The organism is Curtobacterium sp. MCLR17_034, from assembly GCF_003234485.1.
In the GTDB taxonomy this organism is placed as follows: Bacteria; Actinomycetota; Actinomycetes; order Actinomycetales; family Microbacteriaceae; genus Curtobacterium; species Curtobacterium flaccumfaciens.
This window is the reverse complement of sequence record NZ_QKTH01000022.1, coordinates 1-24,467: the sequence shown is the minus strand read 5'-3', so window position 1 is coordinate 24,467 and position 24,467 is coordinate 1. Positions and strand designations below refer to the sequence as shown.

21 protein-coding genes and 1 tRNA gene are annotated in these 24,467 nt (G+C 73.5%); 17 read left to right on the top strand and 5 right to left on the bottom strand.

What is annotated here, in order from left to right; genetic code table 11:
• Positions 1-38: 38 nt before the first annotated feature.
• From DEI98_RS16605 to DEI98_RS16585, 5 genes are all read left to right on the top strand, one after another.
• Entirely contained in the window at positions 39-614 is a 576-nt protein-coding gene (locus tag DEI98_RS16605) for a hypothetical protein (protein ID WP_111101367.1), read from the top strand.
• Between the two features lie 832 nt (positions 615-1,446).
• Positions 1,447-1,518: transfer RNA gene (locus DEI98_RS16600), tRNA-Arg, on the top strand.
• 222 nt (positions 1,519-1,740) lie between these two features.
• Positions 1,741-2,844: a Gfo/Idh/MocA family protein gene (locus DEI98_RS16595; protein WP_258370914.1), complete on the top strand. Its 1,104-nt coding sequence runs from the start codon at positions 1,741-1,743 to the stop codon at positions 2,842-2,844.
• Between the two features lie 44 nt (positions 2,845-2,888).
• A complete protein-coding gene (locus tag DEI98_RS16590) occupies positions 2,889-6,785 on the top strand; it encodes a Pls/PosA family non-ribosomal peptide synthetase (RefSeq protein WP_111101366.1) in 3,897 nt (1,298 codons plus the stop codon).
• Positions 6,786-6,799: 14 nt separating this feature from the next.
• Positions 6,800-8,119 (top strand): M1 family metallopeptidase, encoded by a 1,320-nt coding sequence (locus DEI98_RS16585; RefSeq protein WP_258370913.1) that lies wholly within the window; start codon positions 6,800-6,802, stop codon positions 8,117-8,119.
• A gap of 71 nt (positions 8,120-8,190) precedes the next feature.
• Here DEI98_RS16585 and DEI98_RS16580 read toward each other — a convergent pair whose 3' ends face one another.
• Positions 8,191-8,460: a helix-turn-helix domain-containing protein gene (locus DEI98_RS16580; protein ID WP_027465796.1), complete on the bottom strand. Its 270-nt coding sequence runs from the start codon at positions 8,458-8,460 to the stop codon at positions 8,191-8,193.
• 32 nt (positions 8,461-8,492) lie between these two features.
• On the opposite strand from DEI98_RS16580, the gene map reads away from it, so the two are divergent.
• Positions 8,493-9,260 carry a type I methionyl aminopeptidase gene (map, locus tag DEI98_RS16575; protein WP_111101381.1) on the top strand — a complete coding sequence of 256 codons (768 nt, stop codon included), beginning with the start codon at positions 8,493-8,495 and terminating at the stop codon, positions 9,258-9,260.
• On the opposite strand, the gene DEI98_RS16570 is transcribed toward map, so the two are convergent.
• On the bottom strand, positions 9,244-9,798 hold the full coding sequence (locus DEI98_RS16570) for a 4'-phosphopantetheinyl transferase superfamily protein (RefSeq protein ID WP_111101364.1): 555 nt from the start codon (positions 9,796-9,798) through the stop codon (positions 9,244-9,246). The genes map and DEI98_RS16570 overlap by 17 nt on opposite strands.
• A gap of 72 nt (positions 9,799-9,870) precedes the next feature.
• Positions 9,871-10,074: a hypothetical protein gene (locus tag DEI98_RS16565; RefSeq protein WP_017885770.1), complete on the bottom strand. Its 204-nt coding sequence runs from the start codon at positions 10,072-10,074 to the stop codon at positions 9,871-9,873.
• A gap of 284 nt (positions 10,075-10,358) precedes the next feature.
• Between DEI98_RS16565 and DEI98_RS19020 the strand changes: the two genes are divergently transcribed.
• From DEI98_RS19020 to DEI98_RS16540, 5 genes are all read left to right on the top strand, one after another.
• Positions 10,359-12,197: a TPM domain-containing protein gene (locus tag DEI98_RS19020; RefSeq protein ID WP_181438075.1), complete on the top strand. Its 1,839-nt coding sequence runs from the start codon at positions 10,359-10,361 to the stop codon at positions 12,195-12,197.
• A gap of 85 nt (positions 12,198-12,282) precedes the next feature.
• On the top strand, positions 12,283-13,008 hold the full coding sequence (locus DEI98_RS16555; protein ID WP_110859024.1) for a PspA/IM30 family protein: 726 nt from the start codon (positions 12,283-12,285) through the stop codon (positions 13,006-13,008).
• Between the two features lie 44 nt (positions 13,009-13,052).
• Entirely contained in the window at positions 13,053-13,874 is an 822-nt protein-coding gene (locus DEI98_RS16550) for an arginase family protein (RefSeq protein ID WP_110864040.1), read from the top strand.
• Between the two features lie 55 nt (positions 13,875-13,929).
• Positions 13,930-15,333, top strand: coding sequence for an NAD(P)/FAD-dependent oxidoreductase (locus DEI98_RS16545; RefSeq protein WP_027465800.1), 1,404 nt, complete (start codon positions 13,930-13,932; stop codon positions 15,331-15,333).
• A 2-nt stretch (positions 15,334-15,335) separates the two neighbouring features.
• Positions 15,336-15,692 carry a Fe-S oxidoreductase gene (locus DEI98_RS16540; RefSeq protein WP_181438074.1) on the top strand — a complete coding sequence of 119 codons (357 nt, stop codon included), beginning with the start codon at positions 15,336-15,338 and terminating at the stop codon, positions 15,690-15,692.
• Positions 15,693-16,563: 871 nt separating this feature from the next.
• Here the strand turns inward: DEI98_RS16540 and DEI98_RS16535 are convergent.
• Positions 16,564-17,382: an ABC transporter ATP-binding protein gene (locus tag DEI98_RS16535; protein ID WP_111101362.1), complete on the bottom strand. Its 819-nt coding sequence runs from the start codon at positions 17,380-17,382 to the stop codon at positions 16,564-16,566.
• On the bottom strand, positions 17,382-18,284 hold the full coding sequence (locus tag DEI98_RS16530) for a siderophore-interacting protein (protein WP_258370912.1): 903 nt from the start codon (positions 18,282-18,284) through the stop codon (positions 17,382-17,384). Before DEI98_RS16530 ends, DEI98_RS16535 begins: the two co-directional genes overlap by 1 nt.
• Before the next feature lie 66 nt (positions 18,285-18,350).
• Here DEI98_RS16530 and DEI98_RS16525 point away from each other — a divergent pair, with 66 nt between their 5' ends.
• From DEI98_RS16525 to DEI98_RS16500, 6 genes are read left to right on the top strand one after another with little or no spacing between them, the layout of a single operon-like run.
• A complete protein-coding gene (locus tag DEI98_RS16525; RefSeq protein WP_181438073.1) occupies positions 18,351-19,361 on the top strand; it encodes an alpha/beta fold hydrolase in 1,011 nt (336 codons plus the stop codon).
• Positions 19,358-20,902, top strand: coding sequence for an ABC transporter substrate-binding protein (locus DEI98_RS16520; RefSeq protein ID WP_111101359.1), 1,545 nt, complete (start codon positions 19,358-19,360; stop codon positions 20,900-20,902). The genes DEI98_RS16525 and DEI98_RS16520 overlap by 4 nt, the downstream gene beginning before the upstream one ends.
• Before the next feature lie 46 nt (positions 20,903-20,948).
• Positions 20,949-21,902, top strand: a complete 954-nt coding sequence (locus tag DEI98_RS16515) for an ABC transporter permease (protein ID WP_111101358.1) — start codon at positions 20,949-20,951, stop codon at positions 21,900-21,902.
• Positions 21,899-22,810, top strand: a complete 912-nt coding sequence (locus DEI98_RS16510; protein ID WP_110864033.1) for an ABC transporter permease — start codon at positions 21,899-21,901, stop codon at positions 22,808-22,810. Before DEI98_RS16515 ends, DEI98_RS16510 begins: the two co-directional genes overlap by 4 nt.
• Positions 22,807-23,646, top strand: a complete 840-nt coding sequence (locus DEI98_RS16505; protein WP_181438072.1) for an ABC transporter ATP-binding protein — start codon at positions 22,807-22,809, stop codon at positions 23,644-23,646. Before DEI98_RS16510 ends, DEI98_RS16505 begins: the two co-directional genes overlap by 4 nt.
• A complete protein-coding gene (locus DEI98_RS16500) occupies positions 23,643-24,428 on the top strand; it encodes an ABC transporter ATP-binding protein (RefSeq protein WP_111101357.1) in 786 nt (261 codons plus the stop codon). Before DEI98_RS16505 ends, DEI98_RS16500 begins: the two co-directional genes overlap by 4 nt.
• Positions 24,429-24,467: the final 39 nt, after the last annotated feature.

Here is a 24,467-nt window from a genome sequence, read left to right as displayed (position 1 = left end):
GCCCAGGTCCGCACCGGTCGATGCAGCATCATGTCGGGATGACCCCCCGCAGCCGTGCCCGGGAGCTCACCGTCGCCACCCTCACCACCGCAGCAGCCGTCGTGCTCGCCGGGTGCTCGGGCGGCGGGTACAGCACTCCGTCGGCCAGCGCGACCCCGGCGGGCAAGCCGGTGTCGCAGACCTGCGCGGAGCTCCTGCCGGCCAGCGCGCTGTCGGTGTACGGGCAGACCTTCGAGCTCGACGACTCCTTCACCCCGGCGAAGGGCTCCCCCGCTGCGACCATCGCGAAGCAACAGGGTCGCGTGTGCCGGTTCGTCAGTACCGACGCGGACGCCACGGCGATCACGCTCGCGGTCGCCGACCTGCCTGAGAAGTCGCTCACCAACCTGAAGGACGCCCTGTACGAGCGGGGCGGATCCGTCCCCACCTACCGGGTGGAGGGGTACTTCGCCCTGAACGGCGACGTCGGCCGCGCCGACGCCTTCGCCGACCCGTACTGGATCACCGCGCAGTCGACGCTGTTCACCGAGCCGGGTGGGGCGCAGCCCGTCGTCGACGCGGTGCGGGCCGCGCTGCAGCCGTCCGCGTCGGCGACGGCCACGCCCGCGGGCTGACGGGCGCGGCCCCGCGCACCGTGCGAGGCCGCCGCCGTCTGGTGCGAGGTTGCGCACGTGGTGCGCTGCTCGCAGCGCTGCACGGAACGCGGAACCTCGCACGGGATCTTGTCGCTCGCACCGTGCGGACGGGAGGCCCGTGGCGGGCCGGCACCGCGCCTCCCGGCCAGCGGCGGCCACGCACGGTGCCGTGTCCGCCATCGGGTGCGAGGTTGCGCACGTGGTGCGCGCTTGCTGCGCCGCACGGAACACGGAACCTCGCACGGGATCTCGACGGACGCACCGTGCGGACGGGAGGCCCGTGGCGGGCCCGCACCGCGCCTCCCGGCCGGCGGCAGCCACGCACGGTTCGGGCTCCGCCGTCCGGTGCGAGGTCGCGCGCGTGGTGCGCGCCTGCAGCGCCGCACGGAACGCGGAACCTCGCACGGGATTGCGACGCTCGCACCGTGCGGACGGGAGGCCCGTGGCGGGCCCGCACCCCGCCTCCAGCCCGGCGGCGGCCACGCACGGTTCGGGGTCCGCCGTCCGGTGCGAAGTTGCGCGCGCGGTGCGCGCTCCGAGCGCCGCACGGAACGCGGAACCTCGCACGGGAACGCGACGCTCGCACCGTGCCGAGTCGGCCGCCCGGTGCGCGGTTGCGCGCGCGGTGCGCGCTCCGAGCGCCGCACGGGACACGGAACCTCGCACCGGCTCGCGACGCTCGCACCGTGCGGCCTGGAGGCCCGTTTCGGGCCCACACCGCGCCTCCAGGCCGCCCGTCGCGACGTCCACGCCGCGACACGCGCTGTCCAGGACCACCCGGCGGACCTGCTACGGTTGTTCACACCCCTTGGCCCCCATAGCTCAGGGGATAGAGCACTGCCCTCCGGAGGCAGGGGCGGAGGTTCGAATCCTCCTGGGGGCACAGTCGCATTTCCGCGCAAGCAGTTGTCTTCGCTTCGCTCAGTCAGCTGCGCGCGATGTCGCCTGCGGCGACCTTTCCCCGTTGAGACTCCTCCGGGTTCGTCGCCGGTCTCGTGGCTGGGTGCCTCGAGGGTGAGCAGCAGGACGGACCATGTGCTCCTCGAGGGTGAGCAACAGGACGGACCGCGCGGCGTGCAACGCGCCCGCCCGGTAGCGTTCCGGCATGACGATGACGTTCCCGGTGCCCGGAGTCCACGCACTGCGGGGCGGCCCCGTGCTCCGGTGGGGTGTGATCGGCCCCGGGGAGATCGCGAACGACTTCACCGCGACGCTGCACGCGAACTCCGACCAGCGCGTGGTCGCCGTGGGGTCCCGCTCCCCCGAGCGTGCCGCGGCCTTCGCCACCCGCCACGGTGTGCCCGGTGTGCACGGGTCGTACGAGGCCCTCGTGGCGGACCCGTCCGTCGACGTGGTCTACGTCGCCTCGCCGCACCCGCAGCACCTCGGGCATGCACTGCTCGCGATCGCCGCCGGCAAGCACGTGCTCGTCGAGAAGCCGATGACGACCTCGGCGGCGGACACGCGCACCCTCGCCGACGCCGCCCGGGCCGCGGGCGTCCTCGCGATGGAGGCGATGTGGACCCGGTACCTGCCGGGCACCACGGTCATCGCCCGTCTGCTCGCGGACGGGGTCCTCGGCGACGTCCGCCTCGCGACGGTCGACGTCGGGTGGCCGCACGACCCGGACCCGGCGGACCGGATGTTCGACCCCGCCGCAGGTGGGGGTGCCCTCCTCGACGCCGGCGTCTACGGGCACTGGTTCGCACGGTTCGCCACCGGCGCCCCGGTGACCAGCAGCACGACGGGGGCGGTCTCGGATCGCGGGGTGGACCTCCAGTCCGTCACGGTGTCGACGGCGGAGGGTGGCGCGCAGGCGGTGGTGACCACGTCGATGACGGCGTGGACGCCGGGGCTGGCGGTGATCGCCGGGAGCCGGGCCACGGTCCGGTACACCGACCACTTCGTGTTCCCGGCGTCGTTCGCGGTGCACCACCGGGGTGGGCAGGACCACTGGGCGGAGCCGACGGAGCTGCGGGGTCGTCAGGGACTCGTGTGGCAGGCGGCGGCGCTCGCGCAGTACGTGGCGGAGGGTCGCACGGAGTCCCCGGTGCACTCGCTGGACGACTCGGTGGGGATCGCGACGGCGCTCGACGCAGCACGCGCGGCGCTCGAGGCGAGCGGTGCGGCACTCGAGCCGACCGGTGCGGCAGTCGAGCCAACCGGTGCGGCACCGTCCGTTCCCGAGCAGGACACCTCGACCCTCTAGGATCACGGGCCGGTCGTCCCGCAAGCGACCGGGAAGAGGCCTCGATGACCATCGGCACCGGGAACGCGCAGCTCGAACTCGCCCGCGGCGGCGACGCACCCGCCCCACGGACCCTGTTCGACGTCCTGGCGGCGACCGCGGCGCCCCACCCGGACGCGACCGCCCTCGAGGACCCCGCCGGCAGCGTCGACTACGCCGCCCTGCTCGACCTCGTGCGCGCGCAGGCCGACGACCTGGCCCGCCGCGGTGTCCGACGGGGCGACCGGGTCGGGGTGCGGATCCCCTCCGGCGGGCGTGACCTGTACCTGTCGATCCTCGCCGTGCTCGCCGCCGGGGCGGCCTACGTGCCGGTCGACGCGGACGACCCCGAGGAGCGCGCCACCCTGGTGTTCGGTGAGGCCGGTGTCGTCGGGGTGATCGGCGCGGGCGGTGTCCTGCGCGACCGCGACGGCACGGAGCTGCCGGTGACGGACCCTGCGGCGAGCGCCGAACTCCCCCGTGAGACCGACGACGCGTGGATCATCTTCACGTCCGGGTCGACCGGGGTGCCGAAGGGTGTGGCGGTCACCCACCGCAGTGCTGCGGCGTTCGTGGACGCCGAGGCGCGGATGTTCCTGCAGGCGGCGCCGATCGGTCCGGGTGACCGGGTGCTGGCGGGGCTGAGCGTGGCGTTCGACGCGTCGTGCGAGGAGATGTGGTTGGCATGGGGGCACGGTGCCGCCTTGGTGCCGGCACCCCGGTCGTTGGTGCGGACGGGGGTGGACCTGGGGCCGTGGCTCATCGCGCACACGATCACGGTGGTGTCGACGGTGCCGACGCTGGCGGCGCTGTGGCCGGACGATGCGCTGGAGCAGGTGCGGCTGGTGATCTTCGGCGGTGAGGCGTGCCCGCCGGAGCTGGCGGCGCGCATCGCGAGTCGTGACCGTGAGGTGTGGAACACGTACGGGCCGACCGAGGCGACGGTGGTGGCGTGCGGGTCCCTGCTCGACGGGAGCCAGCCCATCCGGATCGGGTTGCCGCTGGACGGGTGGGACCTGGCGGTGGTGGACGGTGCCGGGCAGCGGGTGGAGCCGGGCGGCGTCGGTGAGCTCGTGATCGGCGGGGTCGGGCTGGGGCGGTACCTGGACCCGACGAAGGACGCGGAGAAGTACGCGCCGTTCCCGGAGCTCGGGTGGGAGCGGGCGTACCGGAGCGGAGACCTGGTGCGGTACGAGCCCGAGGGGCTGGTGTTCCAGGGGCGTGCGGACGACCAGGTGAAGCTCGGCGGCCGGCGGATCGAGCTCGGGGAGATCGATGCGGCGCTGCAGGCCCTGGACGACGTGGCGGGTGGGGCCGCGGTGGTGCAGCGGACCCCGGCGGGCAACCAGGTGCTGGTCGGGTACGTGGCCTCGGTAGCGGGGGCGACGGTGGACGTGGCCGCGGCGAACGCCCGGTTGCGGCAGGAGCTGCCGGCGGCGCTGGTGCCGTTGGTGGCCGTGGTGGAGTCGCTGCCGACGCGGACGTCGGGCAAGGTCGACCGCGCGGCGCTGCCGTGGCCGTTGCCCGGTGCCTCGGACGCAGCGATGCTGCCGGACACGGTGGCGTGGATCGCCGAGCGGTGGTCGGCGATCCTCGGGGTGCCGGTGGCGAGCGTCGACGACGACTTCTTCGCCCACGGCGGTGGGTCGCTGACGGCGGCGCAGCTGGTGTCGGCCATCCGCGAGCGGTTCCCGACGACGACGGTGGCGGACGTCTACGACCACCCGCGGATCGGGGCGTTGGCGGCGGCGCTGGACGAGTCCGGCCCGGTGGCGGCATCGTCGCGCGACGTCACGCCGGTGCCTCCGACGACGGGGTTGCTGATGACGCTGCTCGGGCTGCCGGTGCAGGTGCTCCGGGGGTTGCGGGTGCTGACGTGGACGGCCCTGGTGGCCGCGGTGCTGCACGCGACGACGCTGCCGTTCCTGCCGGTGCTGCCCTGGCCGGTGCTGGTGCTGGCGCTCCTGGTGTTCGTGACGCCGATCGGCAAGATGGCGCTGACGGTGGTGCTGGCGCGGCTGCTGCTCGCCGGGGTCCGGCCGGGGTCGTACCCCCGTGGCGGTTCGGTGCACCTGCGGGTCTGGCTGGCCGAGCGCATCGCCGAGGCGGTCGACGGCCCCTCGACGGCGGGGGCCCCGTGGATCAGCTACTACGCCCGGGCGCTCGGTGCGCGGATCGGCAGGGACGTCGACCTGCACACGCTGCCGCCGGTGACCGGGATGCTCACGATCGGCAAGCGTGCCTCGATCGAGCCCGAGGTCGACCTGGCCGGGCACTGGCTCGACGGCGACGTGTTCCACCTGGGGCACGTCCGCGTCGACGAGGACGCCGTGGTGCGCAGCCGGACGACGCTGCTGCCGGGGGCGCACGTCGGTGCGGGTGCCGAGATCACGGCGGGTTCCGCCGTCGGCGGCCCGGTGCCCGCGGGCGAACGCTGGGCAGGGGCACCTGCGGAGCGCACCGGGTCGGCTCGTGACGACCGGGAGGCCCGCCCCGCGACCCGACGACGCTGGCTGCTCGCGTACGGGGCCGGGTCCCTGGCCGTGGCCGGGTTGCCGGTGGTCGGTGTCGCGGTCGGACTGCTGGTCGCCCTCGCCCTGGTCGGGCGGGCGTCGACCCTGGGCGACGCGGTGCTCCGTGCGCTGCTGACGGTCCCCCTGGCGACGGTCGTCGCCGGTGCGGTGTACGCGCTGCTGGTGGTGGTCGCGGTGCGGCTGCTCGGCATCGGCCTGCACGAGGGGCGGCACCCGGTGCGCTCCAGGATCGGCTGGCAGGTGTGGTCGACCGAGCGGGTGCTCGACGCGGCGCGCACCCTGCTGTTCCCGCTGTACGCCTCGCTCGTGACGCCGGTGTGGCTGCGGCTGCTCGGCGCCCGCGTCGGTCGGGACACCGAGATCTCGACGGTGCTGCTCATCCCGGCGCTGACGCAGATCGCGTCGGGGGCGTTCCTGGCCGACGACACGATGGTGGCGACGTACGAGCTCGGCGGCGGTCGGGTGCGGATCGGTCGCTCGAAGGTCGGCCGTCGCGCGTTCCTCGGCAACAGCGGGATGACGGGTGCCGGACGCTCGGTGCCGCGCGAGGCCCTGGTGGCGGTGCTGTCCGCTGTGCCGAAGAAGGCCAAGCGCGGGTCGTCGTGGCTCGGGTCGCCCCCGGTGCGGCTGCGGCGCGCGGCGACGGAGTTCGACGAGGCGCGCACGTTCCGTCCGTCCCGGCGGCTCAAGGTCGCCCGCGGCTGCTGGGAGCTGCTGCGCCTGGTCGCCCCGATGGTCTCCGCCGCCATCGCGCTCGGCGTGGCCGGAGCACTGCTGGCGCTCTGGTCGGCCGTCGGGATCGGGTGGACGGTGCTGCTCGCCGGACCGGTGCTCATCGCCGCCGGTGCCGTCGCCGCCGTGGTGTCGACGATCGCGAAGTGGGCGTTCGTCGGTCGGATCACCGCCCGGGAGCACCCGCTGTGGTCGTCCTTCGTGTGGCGCAACGAGGTGCAGGACACCTTCGTCGAGACCGTCGCGCGGCCCTGGTTCGCCGAGCAGGCCACCGGCACCCCCGCGCTGGCCGTCTGGCTGCGGAGCCTCGGTGCGACGATCGGCCGCGGCACCTGGCTCGAGACGTACTGGCTGCCCGAAGCCGACCTGGTCACCATCGGCTCCGGGGCGTCGGTGGCGCGGGGCACGGTCGTGCAGACGCACCTGTTCCACGACCGCGTGATGCAGCTCGACACCGTCCGGATCGACGCGGGTGCGACGCTCGGGCCGCACAGCGTGGTCCTGCCGGCGGCCGGCATCGGTGCCGGTGCGACCGTCGGGCCGTCCTCGCTCGTGATGCGGGGTGAGCAGGTGCCGACGGGCTCCCGCTGGTCCGGCAACCCGATCGCTCCGTGGACATCGGCAGCACCCTCGGTGACCGCCCCACCGGCGCCATGAGGTTGACTGTCCCCGTGCCCTCCGATCCCGCCGCAGACCCGTACACCCCGCACAGCGGCGACCGACGGTGGAGTGCCGAGCACTACGAGCTCCGTCTCGACTACCGCGTCGCCACGAACCGCCTGGACGGCACCGCCACGATCACCGCGCGCGCCCTGGAGCCGCTCGAGAAGGTCGTGATCGACCTGCACGGGCTCACGGTCGACCGGGTCGACGTCGACGGACGCCGGGCGAAGAAGGTCTCGACCGCGACGCACAAGGTGACGGTCACCCCGGCCGACCCCATCGCCGCCGACACCGTGTTCAGCGTGCACCTGCGGTACCGCGGTACCCCGCACCCCGTCCGGAGTGCGTGGGGGCAGCTCGGCTGGGAGGAACTGTCCGACGGTGTCATCGTCGCCGCGCAGCCCACGGGAGCGCCGTCGTGGTTCCCGTGCAACGACCGCCCCGACGACAAGGCCACGTACCGGATCGAGATCGCGGCCGAGGCGGCGTACGACGTCCTGGCGAACGGGGAGCTGCTCGCCAAGGAGCGCGACCGCGTCGGCACACGCTGGACCTACGCCACCACCGAGCCGATGGCGACCTACCTGGCGACCGTGCAGATCGGCCGGTACCGCACCACGAAGCTGCGCACGAGCGGGGTCCCCGTCACGCTGCACCACCCCGCCGACCTCGCCGCCGCCGCGAAGACCGACTTCGGCCAGGTGCCGGAGATGCTCGCGCTGTTCGGTGACCGGTTCGGCCCGTACCCGTTCGCGGCGTACGGCGTCGTGGTGACCGACGACGACCTCGAGATCCCGCTCGAGGCCCACGGCCTGGCGGTGTTCGGCCGGAACCACATCGACGGCGAGCACGGCACCGACCGCCTCATCGCCCACGAGCTCGCCCACCAGTGGTTCGGCAACTCCGTCACGGTCACCCGGTGGCAGGACATCTGGCTGCACGAGGGGTTCGCCTGCTACGCCGAGTGGCTGTGGTCCGAGGACCGCGGCGACGACACCGCCGACCAGCTGGCCGAGCGGTACCGGCAGGGACTGCTCGAACAGCCGGAGGACCTGGTCGTCGGTGACCCGGGCGCGAAGGACATGTTCGACGACCGCGTCTACAAGCGCGGCGCCCTCGCACTGCACGCCGTCCGCCGCACGTTCGGCGACGACGCCTTCTTCGCCGGGCTGCGGAGCATCACCGAGCAGCACCGGCACGGATCCGTCACCGTGCCCGACGTGCTCCGTGCGTTCGCGGACGCCGCCGGCCGTCCCGTCGCGGACGTCGGCGCGGTGACCGGACCCTGGATCGACGAGGCGTCCGTGCCGACGCTGCCCGCTGGCTAGCAGGCGCCGCCGGCGCGTCGATCAGCAGGCTCCGCCGCCGCGCCGGCCAGCAGGCTCCGCCGCCGCGTCGGCTAGCCAGCCAGCTCGCCGTCGGCCGGGTCGCAGCTGACCTCGGACCACACCGCGTCGAGCGACAGCCCGACCACACCCGCGACCGACGCGATGGTCGAGAACGCCGGCGTCGCGATGCGGCCGGTCTCGATCTTCCGGAGCGTCTCCGGCGAGATCCCCGCGGCCAGGGCGGTGTCCACGATCGATCGCGGACCACGGGCACGACGGAGCAGCGCACCGAGGCGACGACCGCGCGCGACCTCGTCGGGGCGGAGTGGGAGACGGACCATGACCACATAGTAATACCGGTATGATCATCCGCGTGATCGAGATCCTGACCCCCGCCGAGGTCGACAAGGGCCGCGCCACCGGAGCCCTCGTCGGCACGATCCTGCAGACCCTGCGCGAACGCACCCGCGTTGGCACGAATCTGCTCGAGATCGACCGGTGGGCGAAGCAGATGATCGAGGCCGCCGGTGCCGACTCCTGCTACGTCGACTACGCACCCTCGTTCGGCCGCGGCCCGTTCGGCCACCACATCTGCACGGCCGTGAACGACGCTGTCCTGCACGGGCTGCCGCACGACCGGGTGCTGCAGGACGGCGACCTGCTGACCCTCGACCTCGCGGTGTCCCTGGACGGCATCGCCGCCGACGCCGCGATCAGCTTCGTCGTCGGTACCGCACGCCCCGAGGACCTCGCACTCATCGACGCCACCGAACGCGCGCTGGCCGCGGGCATCGCCGCCGCCGGACCGGGCGCCCGCATCGGTGACCTGTCCCACGCGATCGGCACCGTGCTCGAAGCCGCGGGCTACCCGGTGAACGTCGAGTTCGGCGGGCACGGAATCGGCTCGACCATGCACCAGGACCCGCACGTGTCGAACACCGGGCGGCCCGGCCGCGGCTACACGCTCCGGCCCGGGCTCCTGCTCGCGCTCGAACCGTGGGTGATGGCGGACACCGACGTCCTGGTCACCGACGCCGACGGGTGGACCCTGCGGAGTGCCACCGGAGCGCGGACCGCCCACACCGAGCACACCATCGCGATCACCCAGGACGGCGCCGAGGTGCTCACGCTCCCCCGCTGACCGCCCCGACGACCTCGACGTGCAGGCCACCCGCCGCGACGACGAGCATGACGTCCGGTGCGGGGTACAGCACGGTGAGCGGTTGTTCGGCACCCTCGAACACGGCGGTGACGGCGGCCACGTCGACCTCCACCGCGAGCGGGTCGACGCGCAGCCCGCGTCCGTCGCGTTTCAGCACCGCTTCCTTCGCCGCCCACGCTGCCGCGAGGAGCACCGGGTCTCCGTCAGCCCGGAGCAGCTCCCCCGGAGTGAATGCGTCGAGCGGCGCGGCGGCGACCCGCGACACCCGTTCGACGTCGACACCGAGTGCCGACGGTCCGACCGCGAGGGCGACGACGCCCGGTGCGCGCGACAGGCTCACGCCGACCGTGACGCCCGCGACGGTCGCCCACGGACGACCGTGGTCGGTCCCCGCGCAGTGCGGGCAGACGCGCCCCGCGCGCACCGCGACCGGCTCGGCGCCGGTCGCCGACACGACGGCGGCGACCAGGGCCTCCCGGTCGTCCGCGCGGTCAGCAGCCGGCGTCCGGAGCGTCACCGTGACGGTCTGGAGGCGCGACCCACCGACCGGGGCAGCGCCCGTCGGTCGTGTGGTCGCGCCCAGAGCGGATCAGGCGTGCGTCAGCGCGATGAGCGCGACGTTCATGGTGCTGTACTGCCCCTCGGAGCGGGTCGCCTGGCGAACTCGTCCGCGCAGGACCTCGTAACGGCCATCGTGCTCGCGCACGAAACCGATCACACCCGTCGCCGGAGTCGACACCCGGTGGTAGCCGTCCTCGAGCGGGACGACCTCGGTGCTCGTGGTGCGTTCCATCGTTCTTCCCCTTCCGTTCATCCTCGAACAGTGGCGCCAGCATACCCCGGTACGGGGGACAAGACGTCCACAGGAAGCACGGTCCGGAGCGTTCCCCCAGAGTCTGGCGGTGCCCCTGCGTGGCCTGGATAGACTCCGGGCGACAGCGCACTCGTGGCGCGGTCCGGTGCGGTGCCACGGGGTACCGGCCGGCGACGGACGGAGGACGGATGCGAGCGGTCCAGCACGGATCGGGCACGGACGGATCGAGCGGGCACAGGGGGACAACGCGGCTGTGGAGCCGTGTGACGGCCGCCCTCGTCGCGATGCTGATCGTCCTGGCTCCGGCAGCGACCGCCCACGCCACGGCGCCCGTCGATCTGGGCGGCGCGTACGTCCTCGACGAGGCCGACGCGCTGACCGCATCCCAGCAGTCGAAGGTCGAGCAGGCCGTGCAGGACCTGTACGCCGAGACCCAGACGCAGCTGTTCGTCGTGTTCGTGCCGTCCTTCACCGACCCCACCGACCACACCGAGTGGGGCCGGGCCGTGCTCGAGCAGAACCAGATCGACACCGACGGCATCCTGCTCTCGGTCGCGGTCGACGAGCGGAACTACGACGTGCAGCAGACGAACGAGACCGCGATCTCCTCGTCCGACGTGGAGAACGCCGTCAACGACTCGCTGCTCCCCGAGCTCAAGCAGGATGACTGGTCCGGCGCCGCCGTGGCCTTCGCCGACGGGCTGACCCAGTCGCAGGCCCCGGTGGACCTGACCTGGCTGTGGATCCTGCTGCTCGTCGTGGTCGTCGGGCTCGTCGTCGTGGTCCTGGTCATCCGGACCCGGAACAAGCGCCGCACCGCCGCAGCGACCGAGGCGCAGGAAGCCTCGCTCGCCGACCTCGAACGCACCGCCGGCGGCGCCCTGGTCACCATCGACGACGAACTCCGAACCGCCGAGCAAGAGGTCGGGTTCGCGAGCGCGCAGTTCGGCCCCGACGCCGCCAAGCCCTTCGCCGACGCCGTGCAGGCCGCCCAGCGCGAGGTCCGCAAGGCCTTCACGATCCGGCAGCAGCTCGACGACGAGATCCCCGACACCCCCCAGCAGCGCGCCGAGTGGGCGAACCAGATCATCGTGATCTGCGAACGGGCGCACGCCGCGATCGAGGAGCAGACCGAGGCGTTCGACCAGCTCCGGTCGCTCGAGGACGGCATCGAGGACGCGGCCGCATCGCTCGCCCAGGCCGTGGCCGCCGCGCCGGCATCGGTCGGGGCCGCCGCCGCGGCACTCGACCGCGTCCGCGCCCGCTACACCGGCCGCACCCTCGCCACCGTGGCGAACAACGTCGACCAGGCCCACCAGGTGCTCGCCTTCGCCACAGAACGCTCGAACGCCGCCACCGCCTCCATCGCCGCCGGCGACAAGGGCGAGGCGGTCGTGGCCGTGCGCGACGCCCAGCACGCGCTCGCCCAGGTGCAGCAGCTCACCGACGGCGCACTCGCCGCCGAGCAGTCCTTCGACGAGGCCACCGCCCGCGCCGAGGCGATGCGCATCGACATCCAGGGCGACGTCGCCGCCGCCCGCAGCCTGCGCTCGGGCGGGCCGGACCTCGCCGCCGCGGTCACCCGCGCCGAGGCCTTGCTCCGCCAGGGGCTCGACCCGAAGGACCCGGTGGCGGCCGTCGACGCGCTGACCCGGGCGAACACCGAGATCGACCAGGCCATCGCCGCGGCACGGGGTGCCGAGGAACAGCGCCAGCGCGCCACCCAGGCGCTCGACGCAGCCCTGCGCGACGCCCGGAACCGGACCAGCCAGGCCCGCGACTACGTCTCCCTGCACCGCGGCGGCATCGGCCCGACCGCCCGGACCCGGCTGTCCGAGGCCCAGCGCGCCTACGACGACGCCGTCGAACTCGCCCCGAGCAACCCCGGCCAGGCGCTCAACGCCGCCCGCGCGGCCGAGCAGTACGCGGCCGCCGCGATGGACGCCGCCAACGACGACCTCGGCGGCTGGGGTGGCGGCCAGGGCGGTGGCGGAGGCGGCGCCCAGCTCGGCGGCCTCGTCACCGGTCTCGTCCTCGGCGGCCTGCTGGGCGGACGCGGCGGCAGCTACGGCGGCGGCTTCTCCGGCGGCGGCCGCTTCTGACCCGACGCACTCCCCCGGCACCCAGAACCAGACACGACCCGACCCGACAACACCGTCCACAGGACTTCCACGAAAGGGAACAGCAATGGCCAAGCAGACCATCTTCGGACGCATCTCCACCCTCGTGCGCGCGAACATCAACCAGATCATCGACGACGCCGAGGACCCGCAGAAGATGCTGGACCAGCTCGTCCGCGACTACACGAACAACATCGCCGACGCGAAGACCGCGATCGCGCAGACCATCGGCAACGTGCGCCTGCTGGAGCAGGACCACGAAGAGGACAAGAAGGCCGCGGTCGAGTGGGGCCAGAAGGCCGCCAACGCCTCCGCCGCCGCCGACAAGTACCGCTCCGAGGGCAAGTCGGCCGAGGCGGACAAGTTCGACAACCTCGCCAAGATCGCGATCGGCAAGCAGATCGCCGCCGAGCAGGAGGTCAAGGACGCGGAGCCGAACCTGGCGTCGCAGAACGAGGCCGTCGAGAAGCTCAAGACCGGTCTCGCCGGCATGGAGCAGAAGCTCGAGCAGCTCCGCGCGAAGCGGGACAACCTCGTCGCCCGCTCGAAGACCGCCGAGGCGCAGTCCCGCGTCAACGACGCCCTCGGCAACATCGACGTACTCGACCCGACGAGCGACCTCGGCCGCTTCGAGGAGAAGGTCCGCCGCGAAGAGGCGAAGGTGCTCGGCCAGCAGGAGCTGCAGTCGTCGAGCCTCGACGCACAGTTCGAGAGCCTCGAGGACGTCGGCAAGGACGCCGAGGTCGAGGCACGGCTCGCCGCGCTGAAGTCCGGCGGATCCTCGAGCATCTGACGAACGCCCTGACGACGCCGGACCCCAGCTGACAGACTGAGACGATGCACTTCCTCGTGGTCGGTCAGTGGCAGGGTTCGGCGTCGTCGCGCGCGATGCGCCTCGGGGACGGTGCGTCGGCGATCGCGGCCGACCTCCCCCGGGCGTCCACCACCGTGGTCGACGTCCCGGCCGGAGCGGGTGACCGCCTCGAGACCGCCGTCGCCCGCTACACCTCGGTGCTCGCCGTCGCCGAACGCGTCGCCGAGGAAACAGCCGTCGCCACCGAACCGGTGCTCGTCGTCGGCGGTGACGGCGCCAGTGTCCTCGGCGCGACCGCCGCCCTCGCACCGGACACCGCGTTCGTCCGGATCTCCGGGTCCAGCGGGTACCGCGCGCTCAACCGGGCCCAGCCCGTCGCCGCCGAGACCGCCGCCCTGCGCCTGCTGGTCGACCGCCCCGACGACCTGTTCCCCGGCCTGCCGGTCGTCCCCGCTTCGTCGGTCGTCGTCGCCGGGGTCCGCGGGGTCGAGGACGCCGAGCGTGCCGCTCTCGACAAGGCCGGGATCGTGCACCTCGACGTCGACGCCGCCACCCCGGACGCCCTCGCCGCAGCGGTCGAGCGGACCGGTGCCTCGTCGGTGTTCGTGCACGTCGACCTCGACGTCCTCGACCCGTCCGAGGTCGACGGGCTGCTCGAACCCGTCCCGTTCGGCCTCGACGGCGCAGCGCTCGTCGAGCGCATCCAGGCCGCGACCCGCGGCCGGCGCCTCGTCGGCGCCGCGCTCACCGGATTCGCCCCCGTCGACCCGGACCGGGCGGTGGACGACCTCGGCGTGATCCTGCGCGTCGTCGGAGCGGTGACCAGCGCCTCCCGGGTGGGCTGACCACGGGCACGACGCGACCGGCGGACCCCCTGCCGGTCCGCGTACGCTCGGCAGCATGACGGACTACGACCTCATCGTGATCGGAGCCGGCGCTGTCGGCGAGAACGTGGCGGACTACGCCAGGAAGCGCGACCTGTCGGTCGCGATCGTGGAGGCCGAGCTCGTCGGCGGCGAGTGCTCCTACTGGGCGTGCATGCCCTCGAAGGCGCTCCTGCGCAGCGGACACGCCCTCGCCGCCGCCAAGCGGCTCGACGGTGCGAAGCAGGCCGTGACCGGCACGCTCGACGCCGCCCACGTGCTCGCCCGCCGCAACTCGTTCACCTCGGACTGGAAGGACGACAGCCAGGTCTCGTGGCTCGAGTCCGCCGGCATCGACCTGATCCGCGGGCACGCCCGCATCACCGGCCCGAAGACCATCGACGTCGACGGCGAGACGCACACGGCGCGCGCCGCCGTCGCGGTCGTCACCGGTTCCCTGCACACGCTGCCCCCGGTGCCCGGTCTCGCCGAGGCGAAGCCGTGGGGCACCCGCGAGGGCACCAGCGCCCAGCAGGTCCCCGAGAGCCTGCTCGTCATCGGCGGCGGTGTCTCCGGCTCCGAGCTCGCGACCGCGTGGGCCTCCCTCGGCGCGAAGGTCACCCTCGTCGCCCGGCACGGTCTGCTCGGCGGCATGGAGCCGTTCGCCGGAGAACTCGTCGCCGACTCCCTGCGCGAACTCGGTGTCGACGTCCGCACCGGCGTCAACCCGGTCCGGGTCGACCGCGACGAGCACGGTCTCGTCACCACGGAGCTCGACGACGGCACCACCGTCATCACGAGCGAGGTGCTCGCCGCCACCGGCCGCGCCGCCCACACGCGTGACCTCGGGCTCGAGACCGTCGGCCTGACCGCGGGCGACTGGCTCGACGTCGACGACACCATGCTCGTGCACGGCACCGACTGGCTGTACGCCGTGGGTGACGTCAACCACCGCGTCCTGCTCACCCACCAGGGCAAGTACCAGGCGCGCGCCGCCGGCGAGGCGATCGCGGCGCGGTACCAGGGCACGCCGCTGCACACCGAGCCGTGGGGTGCCCACGTCGCCACCGCCGACCACGCCGCCTCGCCGCAGGTCACCTTCACCGACCCCGAGGTCGCGAGCGTCGGCCTGACCGAGGCGAAGGCCCGCGAGCAGGGGCTGAACGTCCGCGCGGTCGAGTACGACCTCGGTGCGATCGCCGGGTCCTCGCTGCAGGCCGACGGTTACACGGGCCGCGCGAAGATGGTCGTCGACGAGGACCGCGGGGTCGTCGTGGGCGTCACGTTCGTCGGCCAGGACGTCGCCGAGATGCTGCACGGCGCGACCGTCGCCGTCGTGGGCGAGGTGCCGATCGACCGACTGTGGCACGCGGTGCCGGCCTACCCGACGATGAACGAGATCTGGCTCCGCTTGCTCGAGACGTACGGCCGCCCGGCCTGAGCGTGCGCAACCCGCTGCTCGACTCCCCCGTGTCCCGTGCGGGGTGGGTCTTCGCGACCGCCGTCGGGCTCGCCGTGGGCGTCCCCCTGTCGACCGGGCGGATCCGGGTGGAGGACGGGCTCGTCGTCTGCACGGGGCTGCCGCGCTGGGTGTTCCGGCGCGGCGGCACCTGCGTCGGTTCGGTGTACCTGACGCGCGACAACGACGGCCCTCGGGTGCTCCGGCACGAGCGGGTGCACGTCGAGCAATGGCGCCGGTACGGGATGCTCATGCCGCTGCTCTACGCCGTCGCCGGGCGGGATCCCCTGCGGAACCGGTTCGAGGTCGAGGCCGGCCTGGAGGACGGCGGCTACTGCTGACTGGGGCGGCGGGTGCGGGGCGGGGCGGCTCGGGTGTGCTGCGGTCGCACGATACGCCGCGTACGCATCGCCGTGGTCGCGCGAACTGTCGTCCCGACGCCGGTCGGGCGGCAGATCGTGCGAGCTCGGCGGGCGTGCCGGCGGGGCTCGGTCGGTCACAACACCCCGCCGGGTGCGCGGCGAGCGGTCGCAGACTGTCGTCTGCGGCGCCGCCAGCCGACAGTTCGTGGCCGCTCGGCGCCCGGCCGACGACGAGTCGTGACCACTCGGAGGCGGGCGGCCAGGCGACGGGACGCGACCGGTCGACGGCCCGGAGGCGCGTGGCGGCGCCGCCCCGGGCCTCCAGGCCGCTGCGCCCCACGTCCACCGCGCCCGCCCGCCGGTCGCAACACCCCGCGGGGCGCGGGGAGAGCGGTCGCAGACCGTCGCCTGCGGCGCCGCCAACCGACGGTTCGTGACCACTCGGCGCCCCTCCGACGACGAGTCGTGACCACTCGGCGGCGGGCGGCCAGGCGACGGGACGCGACCGGTCGACGGCCTGGAGGCGCGTGCCGGCGCCGCCCCGCGCCTCCAGGACACCGCGCCCCCCGCCCACTGCACGCGCCGGCCGGTCACAACACCCCGCCTACCCCGCGGCGCGTGGTCGCAGACCGTCGCCTGCGGCGCCGTCAGCCGACGCTTCGTGACCACTCGACGCCCGGCCGACGACGAGTCGTGGCCGCTCGGCGGCGGCACGTGACCGAAGTCGCGCGACACGCCGCGTGCGCATCGTCGTGGTCGCGCGAACCGTCGTCCCGAAGCCGAGCAAGCGGCAGATCGTGCGACCTCGGCCCGGCCCGGCGCACGACGAGTCGTGACCAGCCTCCGCGCGTCAGGCCGCGCGCCGCCGGGGCACCACGAGCGGAGTGCCGGTCTCGGGATCGGGGACGACGACGCACGGCAGGCCGAAGACGTCCTCGACGAGGTCCGCGGTGAGCACCGACGACGGCTTCCCCGCCGAGACGATCGCCCCGTCGCGCATCGCGATGACGTGGGTGGCGTACCGGGCGGCCTGGTTCAGGTCGTGCAGCACCGCGACGACCGTGCGACCGGCGGCGTGCAGTGTGGAGGCCAGTTCGAGCACGTCGTACTGGTGGGCGATGTCGAGGAACGTCGTCGGCTCGTCGAGCAGCACGATGTCGGTCTGCTGCGCGAGCACCATCGCGATCCACACCCGCTGCCGCTGCCCGCCGGAGAGCTCGTCGACGCTCCGGTCCGCCAGTTCCGCCGTCGACGTCTGCTCGAGTGCGGCCTGCACGGCCTGCCGGTCGGACCCGGACGACAGGTGCAGCAGGTCCTGGTGCGGGAACCGGCCCCGGGACACCAGGTCACGCACGGTGATGCCGTCGGGGGCGATCGGGGTCTGCGGGAGCATCCCGACGCGCCGGGCGACGGCCTTCGGGCGGTACGAGTCGATCGGCGCCCCGTCGAGGAAGACCGTGCCGGCACGCGGCTTCAGGGTGCGGGCGAAGGACTTCAGCAGCGTCGACTTGCCGCAGGCGTTGGGCCCGACGATGACCGTCAGTTCGCCGTCCGGGATGTCGACGTCGAGCGTGTCCACCACGACCCGGTCGTCGTACGCCAGGGTCAGCCCACGGGCCCCCAGCGCGGTGGTCGGGACCGGACCGAGCGCGGTGCCCGAGGTCGGCATCAGTGCTCGGCCTTGCCGTGCCGCCAGTAGCCCATGAACGCGACCTGCTTGCGGTCGATGCCGACGCCGCGCACCAGGTGACGGCGGAGTTCCTTGACGCAGCCGGCCTCGCCCGCGATCCACGCGTAGACGGGGCGCTCGTCGACGGGCGCGGGGACGTCCCACAGCACCTGCTCGTCGACGTCGACGTCGGTGAGCTCGGCGGCCGGCTCGCACGCGGCGGCGGACGGCGGCGCGACGGTGGAGGCCCAGGCGTGCACCTGGTCGATCATCCGGACCCCGTGGGTGGCACCGTTGCGGGCGATCCAGCGGACCTCGACCCCGGCCGGCGCGGTGACCGGCAGCCGGTCGGCGTCGGTGGGTACCTCGATGAAGACGTGGCCGACGGTCGAGACGTCGAGGGCTTCGAGGATGGCGCAGATGGCCGGTGCAGCGGTCTCGTCCCCGGCGAGCAGGATCCGGTTCGCGTGCCCGGGAGCGAACTCGGCGGCCCCGGTCGGCAGGTCCTCCGGCGACTCGGGGACCTGCGGCCCGACGATGCGCAGCTCGTCACCGACGCGGCAGGCCGACACCCAGCGCGATGCCGGACCGGTGTCGCCGTGGGCGACGAAGTCGATGTCGAGCTCGCGGGCGTCCGGCCGGAACGAGCGGACCGTGTACGTGCGGAGCGGGTTGCGGGCGTCGTCCGGCAGCGCGCGCCAGGCGGCGTACCAGTCCTCGTCCTCCGGCAGTTCGGAGAAGCCGATGCCGGGCAGGGGCAGCACGATCTTGATCCGCTGGTCGAGACCGACCGAGGAGAAGTCGGCGAGCGCGTCGCCCGTCAATGTCACCCGGACGAAGTTCGGGGTGAGCGACGTGACGGCGGCCACACGGACGGAGAAGACGCGATACCGGGTTGCCACGGAATCGAGTATGGCATGCCTTACCTAACGTCTCCAGGCCCCCGGAACGGTGCGAGGATCGTCCCCGTGTCCGAAGCCCCCGACGACGAATTCGCCGACCTGCCCGCCCTCGCCAGCGCGAGCGGCGTGACCACGCCGCTCCGCGCCTCCAGGCAGGTGGTCCGCACCGCGGACGGGCAGGAGACCTCCGCGATCCGGTGGGGGGACGACGGCCAGGAGGCCCGGATCACCTACCTGCACGGGCTCGGCATCGACGCCCACAGCTTCGACACCACGGCACTCGCCGTGGGCGAGCCGGCGGTCGCCCTCGACCTGCCCGGCCACGGCCGGTCGTCGTGGCGGGAGGACGCCGACTACGCGGCGGCCGCGACGGCGCCGAGCGTGCTCGCCGCGCTCGACGCGCTCGCGGTGCCGCCCGGGATCGTCGTCGGGCACTCGCTCGGTGCCATCCTGTCGGCTCGACTCGCGGCCACCGCGCCGGAGCGGGTCACCGGACTCGTGCTCGTCGACATGTCGCCGGACTTCGCGCAGCGTGCGGTGGACCGGATCGCCCGCGCGCTCGAGGCCGAGGAGCCGTTCGAGTCGCTCGAGCAGGTCATCGACCGGGCGATCGAGGCGCGGGTCGGCGACGACCGGCAGGTGCTGCTGCGCGAGGCTCGGCACACGACGGCCCTCGGTGCGGACGGGCGACTCGTTCGCCGTCACCACTTCCCGCACCTGCCCGCCGGGCGGACGTCGTCGGTGGGACGCTTCGCCGATGCGTGGCCGGACCTCGAGGCACTGCGCGTGCCGATCCTGCTCGTCCGGGGTGACCGCGGGTACGTCTCCCCGAAGCTGCACGCCGGGTTCGCCGAACGCCTGCCGGACGCCGAGATCGTGACGGTCACCTCGCGGCACGCGGTGCAGAACCAGGCACCCCTCGAACTGGCTTCGGCGATCCGGGCATGGGCGGAGCGGCACGGATTGTTGCACCCGATCGAAGAACCGTCGCCGGACGGCACCAGCCGCCGGTACCCTCGTGCGAGCGCGAGGCCCGATCCCAGCCCTCGTGCCCGGAAGGAACCCACCACCCCATGAGTCCGCTCCTGCCCCGTCGCACCGCGCGCACCTCGCGCATCGGGCGCGCTGCCCTCGCCGCCACCGCCGTCGCCGTCGTCTCCGCCCTGGCGCTGACCGGCTGCTCCGGCTCGTCCGACACCACCGGCGGCAAGGACGCCACGGTGCGCGTCGGGCTGGTGCTCGAGCCGACGAGTCTCGACATCCGCACCCAGTCCGGGGCGGCGCTCGACCAGGTGCTCATCGACAACGTGTACCAGGGGCTCGTCGGCCGGACCGCCGACGGCGAGATCCGTGACGTGCTGGCCTCATCGCACGAGGTCTCGAAGGACGGCCTGACCTACACGTTCACGCTGCGGAACGGCACGACGTTCCAGGACGGCAAGCCGGTCACCGCAGCCGACGTCGTCTGGTCGCTCGAGCAGGTCAAGTCGAACGACTCGTACGTCGACTCGGCCAAGCTCGCGGGCGTCACGTCGATCACCTCGCCGTCGGACGACTCCGTCGTGCTGCAGCTGGCGAAGCCGGACTCCGACCTGCTCTGGAACCTGACCGGCCGCTCGGGCCTGGTACTCGAGAAGGCGGCCGACAACGACCTGTCCGACAGCGCCAACGGCACCGGTCCGTTCGAGGTCGCGAGCTGGAAGCAGGGCGACTCGCTCACCTTCGACCGCAACGAGGACTACTGGGGCACGAAGGCGAAGGTCGCGAAGATCGTCTTCCGGTACATCACGGACCCGTCGACCGCCGTCAACGCGATGGCGAACGGTGACCTCGACGTCCTGAACCCGGTCGACGGCACGCTGCAGAGCCAGCTGCAGGGCAACGCCGACATCGCGCTGCACAGCGGCAAGACGACCGACAAGTACACGCTCGCGTTCAACGACCGCAAGGAGCCCTTCACCGACGAGCGCGTGCGCCGGGCGATCCGGCAGGCGATCGACGCGAAGGCGCTCATCAAGGCGATCGGCGGCACCGGCGTGGAGCAGGGCGGCCCGATCCCGGAGCTCGACCCCGGCTACGAGGACCTGACCGACATCGACGCGTACGACCCCGCGAACGCCAAGAAGCTCCTGGCCGCCGCCGGCCAGCAGGACCTGAAGCTGACGCTCACCTACGCGAACATCTACCCGACCACGATCGGCGACGTGCTGAAGTCGCAGCTCGCCGACGTCGGGATCACCCTGACGGTCAAGCGCGTCGACTTCGCCACCTGGCTGTCCTCCGTGTTCCAGGCACCGAAGTCCGGCGAGCGGGACTTCGACCTGTCGATGGTCGACCACGTCGAGGCCCGTGACTTCGGCAACTGGGCGAACCCGGACTACTACTTCGGCTACGACAACCCGAAGGTGCAGGCCCTCTACGCCCAGTCGATCGCGGCGACCGACGAGGCCACGAAGACCGAGGCACTCCGCAAGGCTGCACGCATCGTCAGCGAGGACGCGGCCGGCGAGTGGCTCTACACGGCGACCGAGATCACCGCGGTGCGCTCCGGCGTGACGGGCTTCCCGGTCGACGGCGGCAACTCGCGCCTCGACCTGGCGAAGCTCGCGGTCAAGTGACCCGGAGCGGCCGCGGCGGGGTGTCCGTCCCCGTAGCATCGGTGTCGTGACCCGGTTCCTCATCGGGCGGGTGCTCCTGCTCGTCGTCGGCCTGCTCGTGGCGAGCGTCATCATCTTCGCCACGCTCCGCGTGCTGCCCGGTGACGTCGCCCAGGTCGTCGCCGGCACGCAGTCGACCCCCGCGCAGGTGGAGCAGCTCCGGCAGCAGCTCGGACTCGACCGGCCCGTCGTGGTGCAGTACCTCGACTGGATCGGCGGGGTGTTCCGCGGTGACCTCGGCCGCTCGCTGGTGACGAACGGTGCCGTCGCACCGGAGATCGCGCAGAAGCTCGCGATCACCCTGCCGCTCGCCGCGATGTCCCTGGCGACCGCGCTGGTGATCGGCGTCCCGCTCGGGGTGGTCGCCGCGGTGCTCCGTCGCCGCCCGGGTGGTGCGGTGATCGGGTTCGCGGCGCAGGCGGTCGCCGCCGTGCCCGTCGTGTGGGCAGGCATGCTCCTGATCGCCCTGTTCGCGGTGACGCTGCACTGGCTGCCGACGCAGGGCTTCCCGCTCGACGGCTGGTCCGAACCCGGGCGGGCGTTCGCGTCGCTCGTGCTGCCCGCGCTGACGATCGGTGCCGTCGAGGGCGCCGTGATCCTCCGGTTCACCCGGTCCGCCACGCTCTCCGTCCTCGATGCCGACCACCTGCGCACCGCCGCCGCCGTCGGGCTCACCCGCACGCAGGCGCTGCTCCGCCACGGCCTGCCGAGCGTCGCCCTCACGGTGCTCGCCGTGCTCGGGGTCCAGATCGCCGGGCTGCTCGTCGGTGCCGTCGTCGTCGAGCAGCTGTTCTCCCTGCCCGGGGTGGGCCGGATGCTCGTGACCGACGTCGGCCGCCGCGACATCACGAAGGTGCAGTCGGAACTGCTCGTGCTCACCGGACTCGTGCTGCTCGTCGGGTTCGCCGTCGACGTCGTGCACCGCACCCTCGACCCCCGACAGCGCGAGGTGCAGGGATGATCCGCCGTCTGGTGTCCCGACCGACCGGGGTCTTCGCCGTCGTCGTGCTCGGCCTGCTGCTCGTGCTCGCCGCCGTGTCGCTCGTCTGGACACCGCAGAACCCGTTCCGCGCCGACCCGTTCCACCAGTGGGAGGGGCCGAGCGCCGCGCACTGGTTCGGCACCGACGCCGCCGGCCGCGACATCGCGAGCTACCTGCTCGCCGGCACCCGCACCACCGTGCTCGTCGCCGTCGGCTCCGGGGTGATCGCGAGCGTCGTCGGCATCGTCCTCACCGCGATCGGTTCGCTCACCGCCCGCTGGGTGCGCGAGGGCACCGCGGTCCTGCTCGACATCCTGGTGGCGTTCCCGACCCTGCTCACCGCGATGCTCCTGACCGCGGTGTTCGGCGGATCGCTCGGCGTGGTGATCGTCAGCGTCGGGCTCTCCTTCGGCGTGACGATCGCCCGCGTGGCCCGCGGCGAGATCCGGCGGATCGCCCGGAGCGACTACGTGACCGCGGCCCGGGCGTCCGGCGTCGGCGGTGCCGGGGTGCTCTTCCGTCACCTGGTGCCGAACGCGGCGCCGCTGTTCACCGTGCAGCTGTCACTCGCGATGGCCACGGCCGTGCTCGCCGAGGCCGGGCTGTCCTACCTGGGCTACGGCGCCGGATCGGACACCGCGTCGTGGGGCAGCCTGCTGTCCGACCTGCAGACCTACATCGGTGTCCACCCGTGGAGTGCGACCTGGCCGGGCGCCGCCATCGCCCTCGTCGTCGCGGCACTGTCGTTGCTCGGCGACGCGGTGCGTGACGCCTCGGACCCGCGGCTGACGACGAGCGACCGGAGCGCCGACCCGGCGACGACCGACGGCACCGCGAGCGACCGGAGCGCCGACCCGGCGACGACCACGCCGGGGGTGACCGCATGACCGCCGACGCACGCGACGGATCCGGCCCCACCGACGCAGCCGGCACCACCCACGCCACCGCAGCGTCCGGGCTCGAGGTCCGCGGGCTGTCGGTCCGCATCACGGGACGGACGATCCTCGACGACGTCAGCTTCACCGTGCCTCCCGGCCAGCGCGTCGGCGTGATCGGCGCAAGCGGATCCGGCAAGTCGATGACCTCGCTCGCCCTGATGGGCCTTGCGCCCACCGGCGCCGTCGTGACCGGCAGCGTCCGCCTGGACGGCACCGAACTCGTCGGCCTGCCCGACCGCGAGCGCGCGCGCCACCGCGGGTCGGGCATCGCGATGGTGTTCCAGGAGCCGGGCACCGCGCTCGACCCGCTGCGGCGGGTCGGCGCGCAGATCGCGGAGCCGCTCCGGCTGCACCGCGGACTCGACCGACGCGCGGCGCGCTCGGCGGCCGTCGACCTGGCGGCGTCCGTGGGCCTGCCCGACCCGGAGTCGCTGCTGCGGCAGTACCCGCACCAGCTGTCCGGCGGGCAGCGGCAGCGGATCTGCATCGCGATGGCGATGGCGGGTGAGCCGTCGTACCTGGTGGCCGACGAGCCGACCACGGCGCTCGACGTCACGACCGAGGCCCGCATCCTCGACCTGTTCGAGCACCTGCCGGCGGGCATGGTGTTCGTCACCCACGACCTCGCCGTGCTCGCGCGCATCGCCGACACCGCCGTGGTGCTCGACGCCGGCCGGGTGGTCGAGCAGGGGCGCGTCGCGGACCTGCTCGCCGCACCGCAGCACCCCGCCACCGCTGCGCTCGTCGACGCCGCACGTGCCACCGCCAGGAGGACCGCCCCGTGACCCTCCCCGTCCTCGAGGCCACCGGTCTCCACCGCACCTACCGACTCCCCCGCCGCGGCCCGTTCGAGCCCGGTCCGGTCCGCACCGCCGTCGACGGCGTCGACCTGACGGTCGCCCCCGGCGCACGGCTCGGCATCGTCGGCGAATCGGGATCCGGCAAGTCCACGCTGGTCCGCCTGCTCGCCGGCCTGGAGGCCCCTTCCGCCGGCACCGTCGCCGCCTCCGGCCGTCCGGTGGTCGCGTCCCGGTCCGCGCGTGCGTTGCGCTGGTTCCGTCGCGAGACCGGGGTGGTCTTCCAGGACCCGTACGCGTCCCTCGACCCGCGGATGCGCGTCGGCGCGATCGTCGCCGAGCCGCTGCGGGCCCTGCAGGTCCCGGGGTCGCACGACGAGCTCGTGCGTGCCGTGCTGGAGCGCGTCGACCTGCCCGCCGACACGGTCGACCGGTACCCGCACGAGTTCTCCGGCGGCCAGCGGCAGCGGATCGCGATCGCCCGGGCCGTGGTGCACTCGCCCCGGATCCTGTTCGGCGACGAGCCGATGAGCGCTCTCGACGTGGTGGTCCGCGCCCGGGTGATCGAGCTGTTCCGGTCGCTCGCCGACGACCTCGGGCTGACGCTCGTGCTGGTGTCGCACGACATCGGGGTCGTGCAGCGGCTGTGCGACACGGTCGCGGTGATGTCCGACGGCCGCATCGTCGAGCACGGGCCGGTGTCGCTCCTCGACGCGCCGCAGCACCCGGTGACGCGGGCGTTGGTGGCGGCGGCGCCGACGCTGCCGTAGGCGGGGGGCGGCGCGTCGAGGAGCGACACCGGCCCGTGC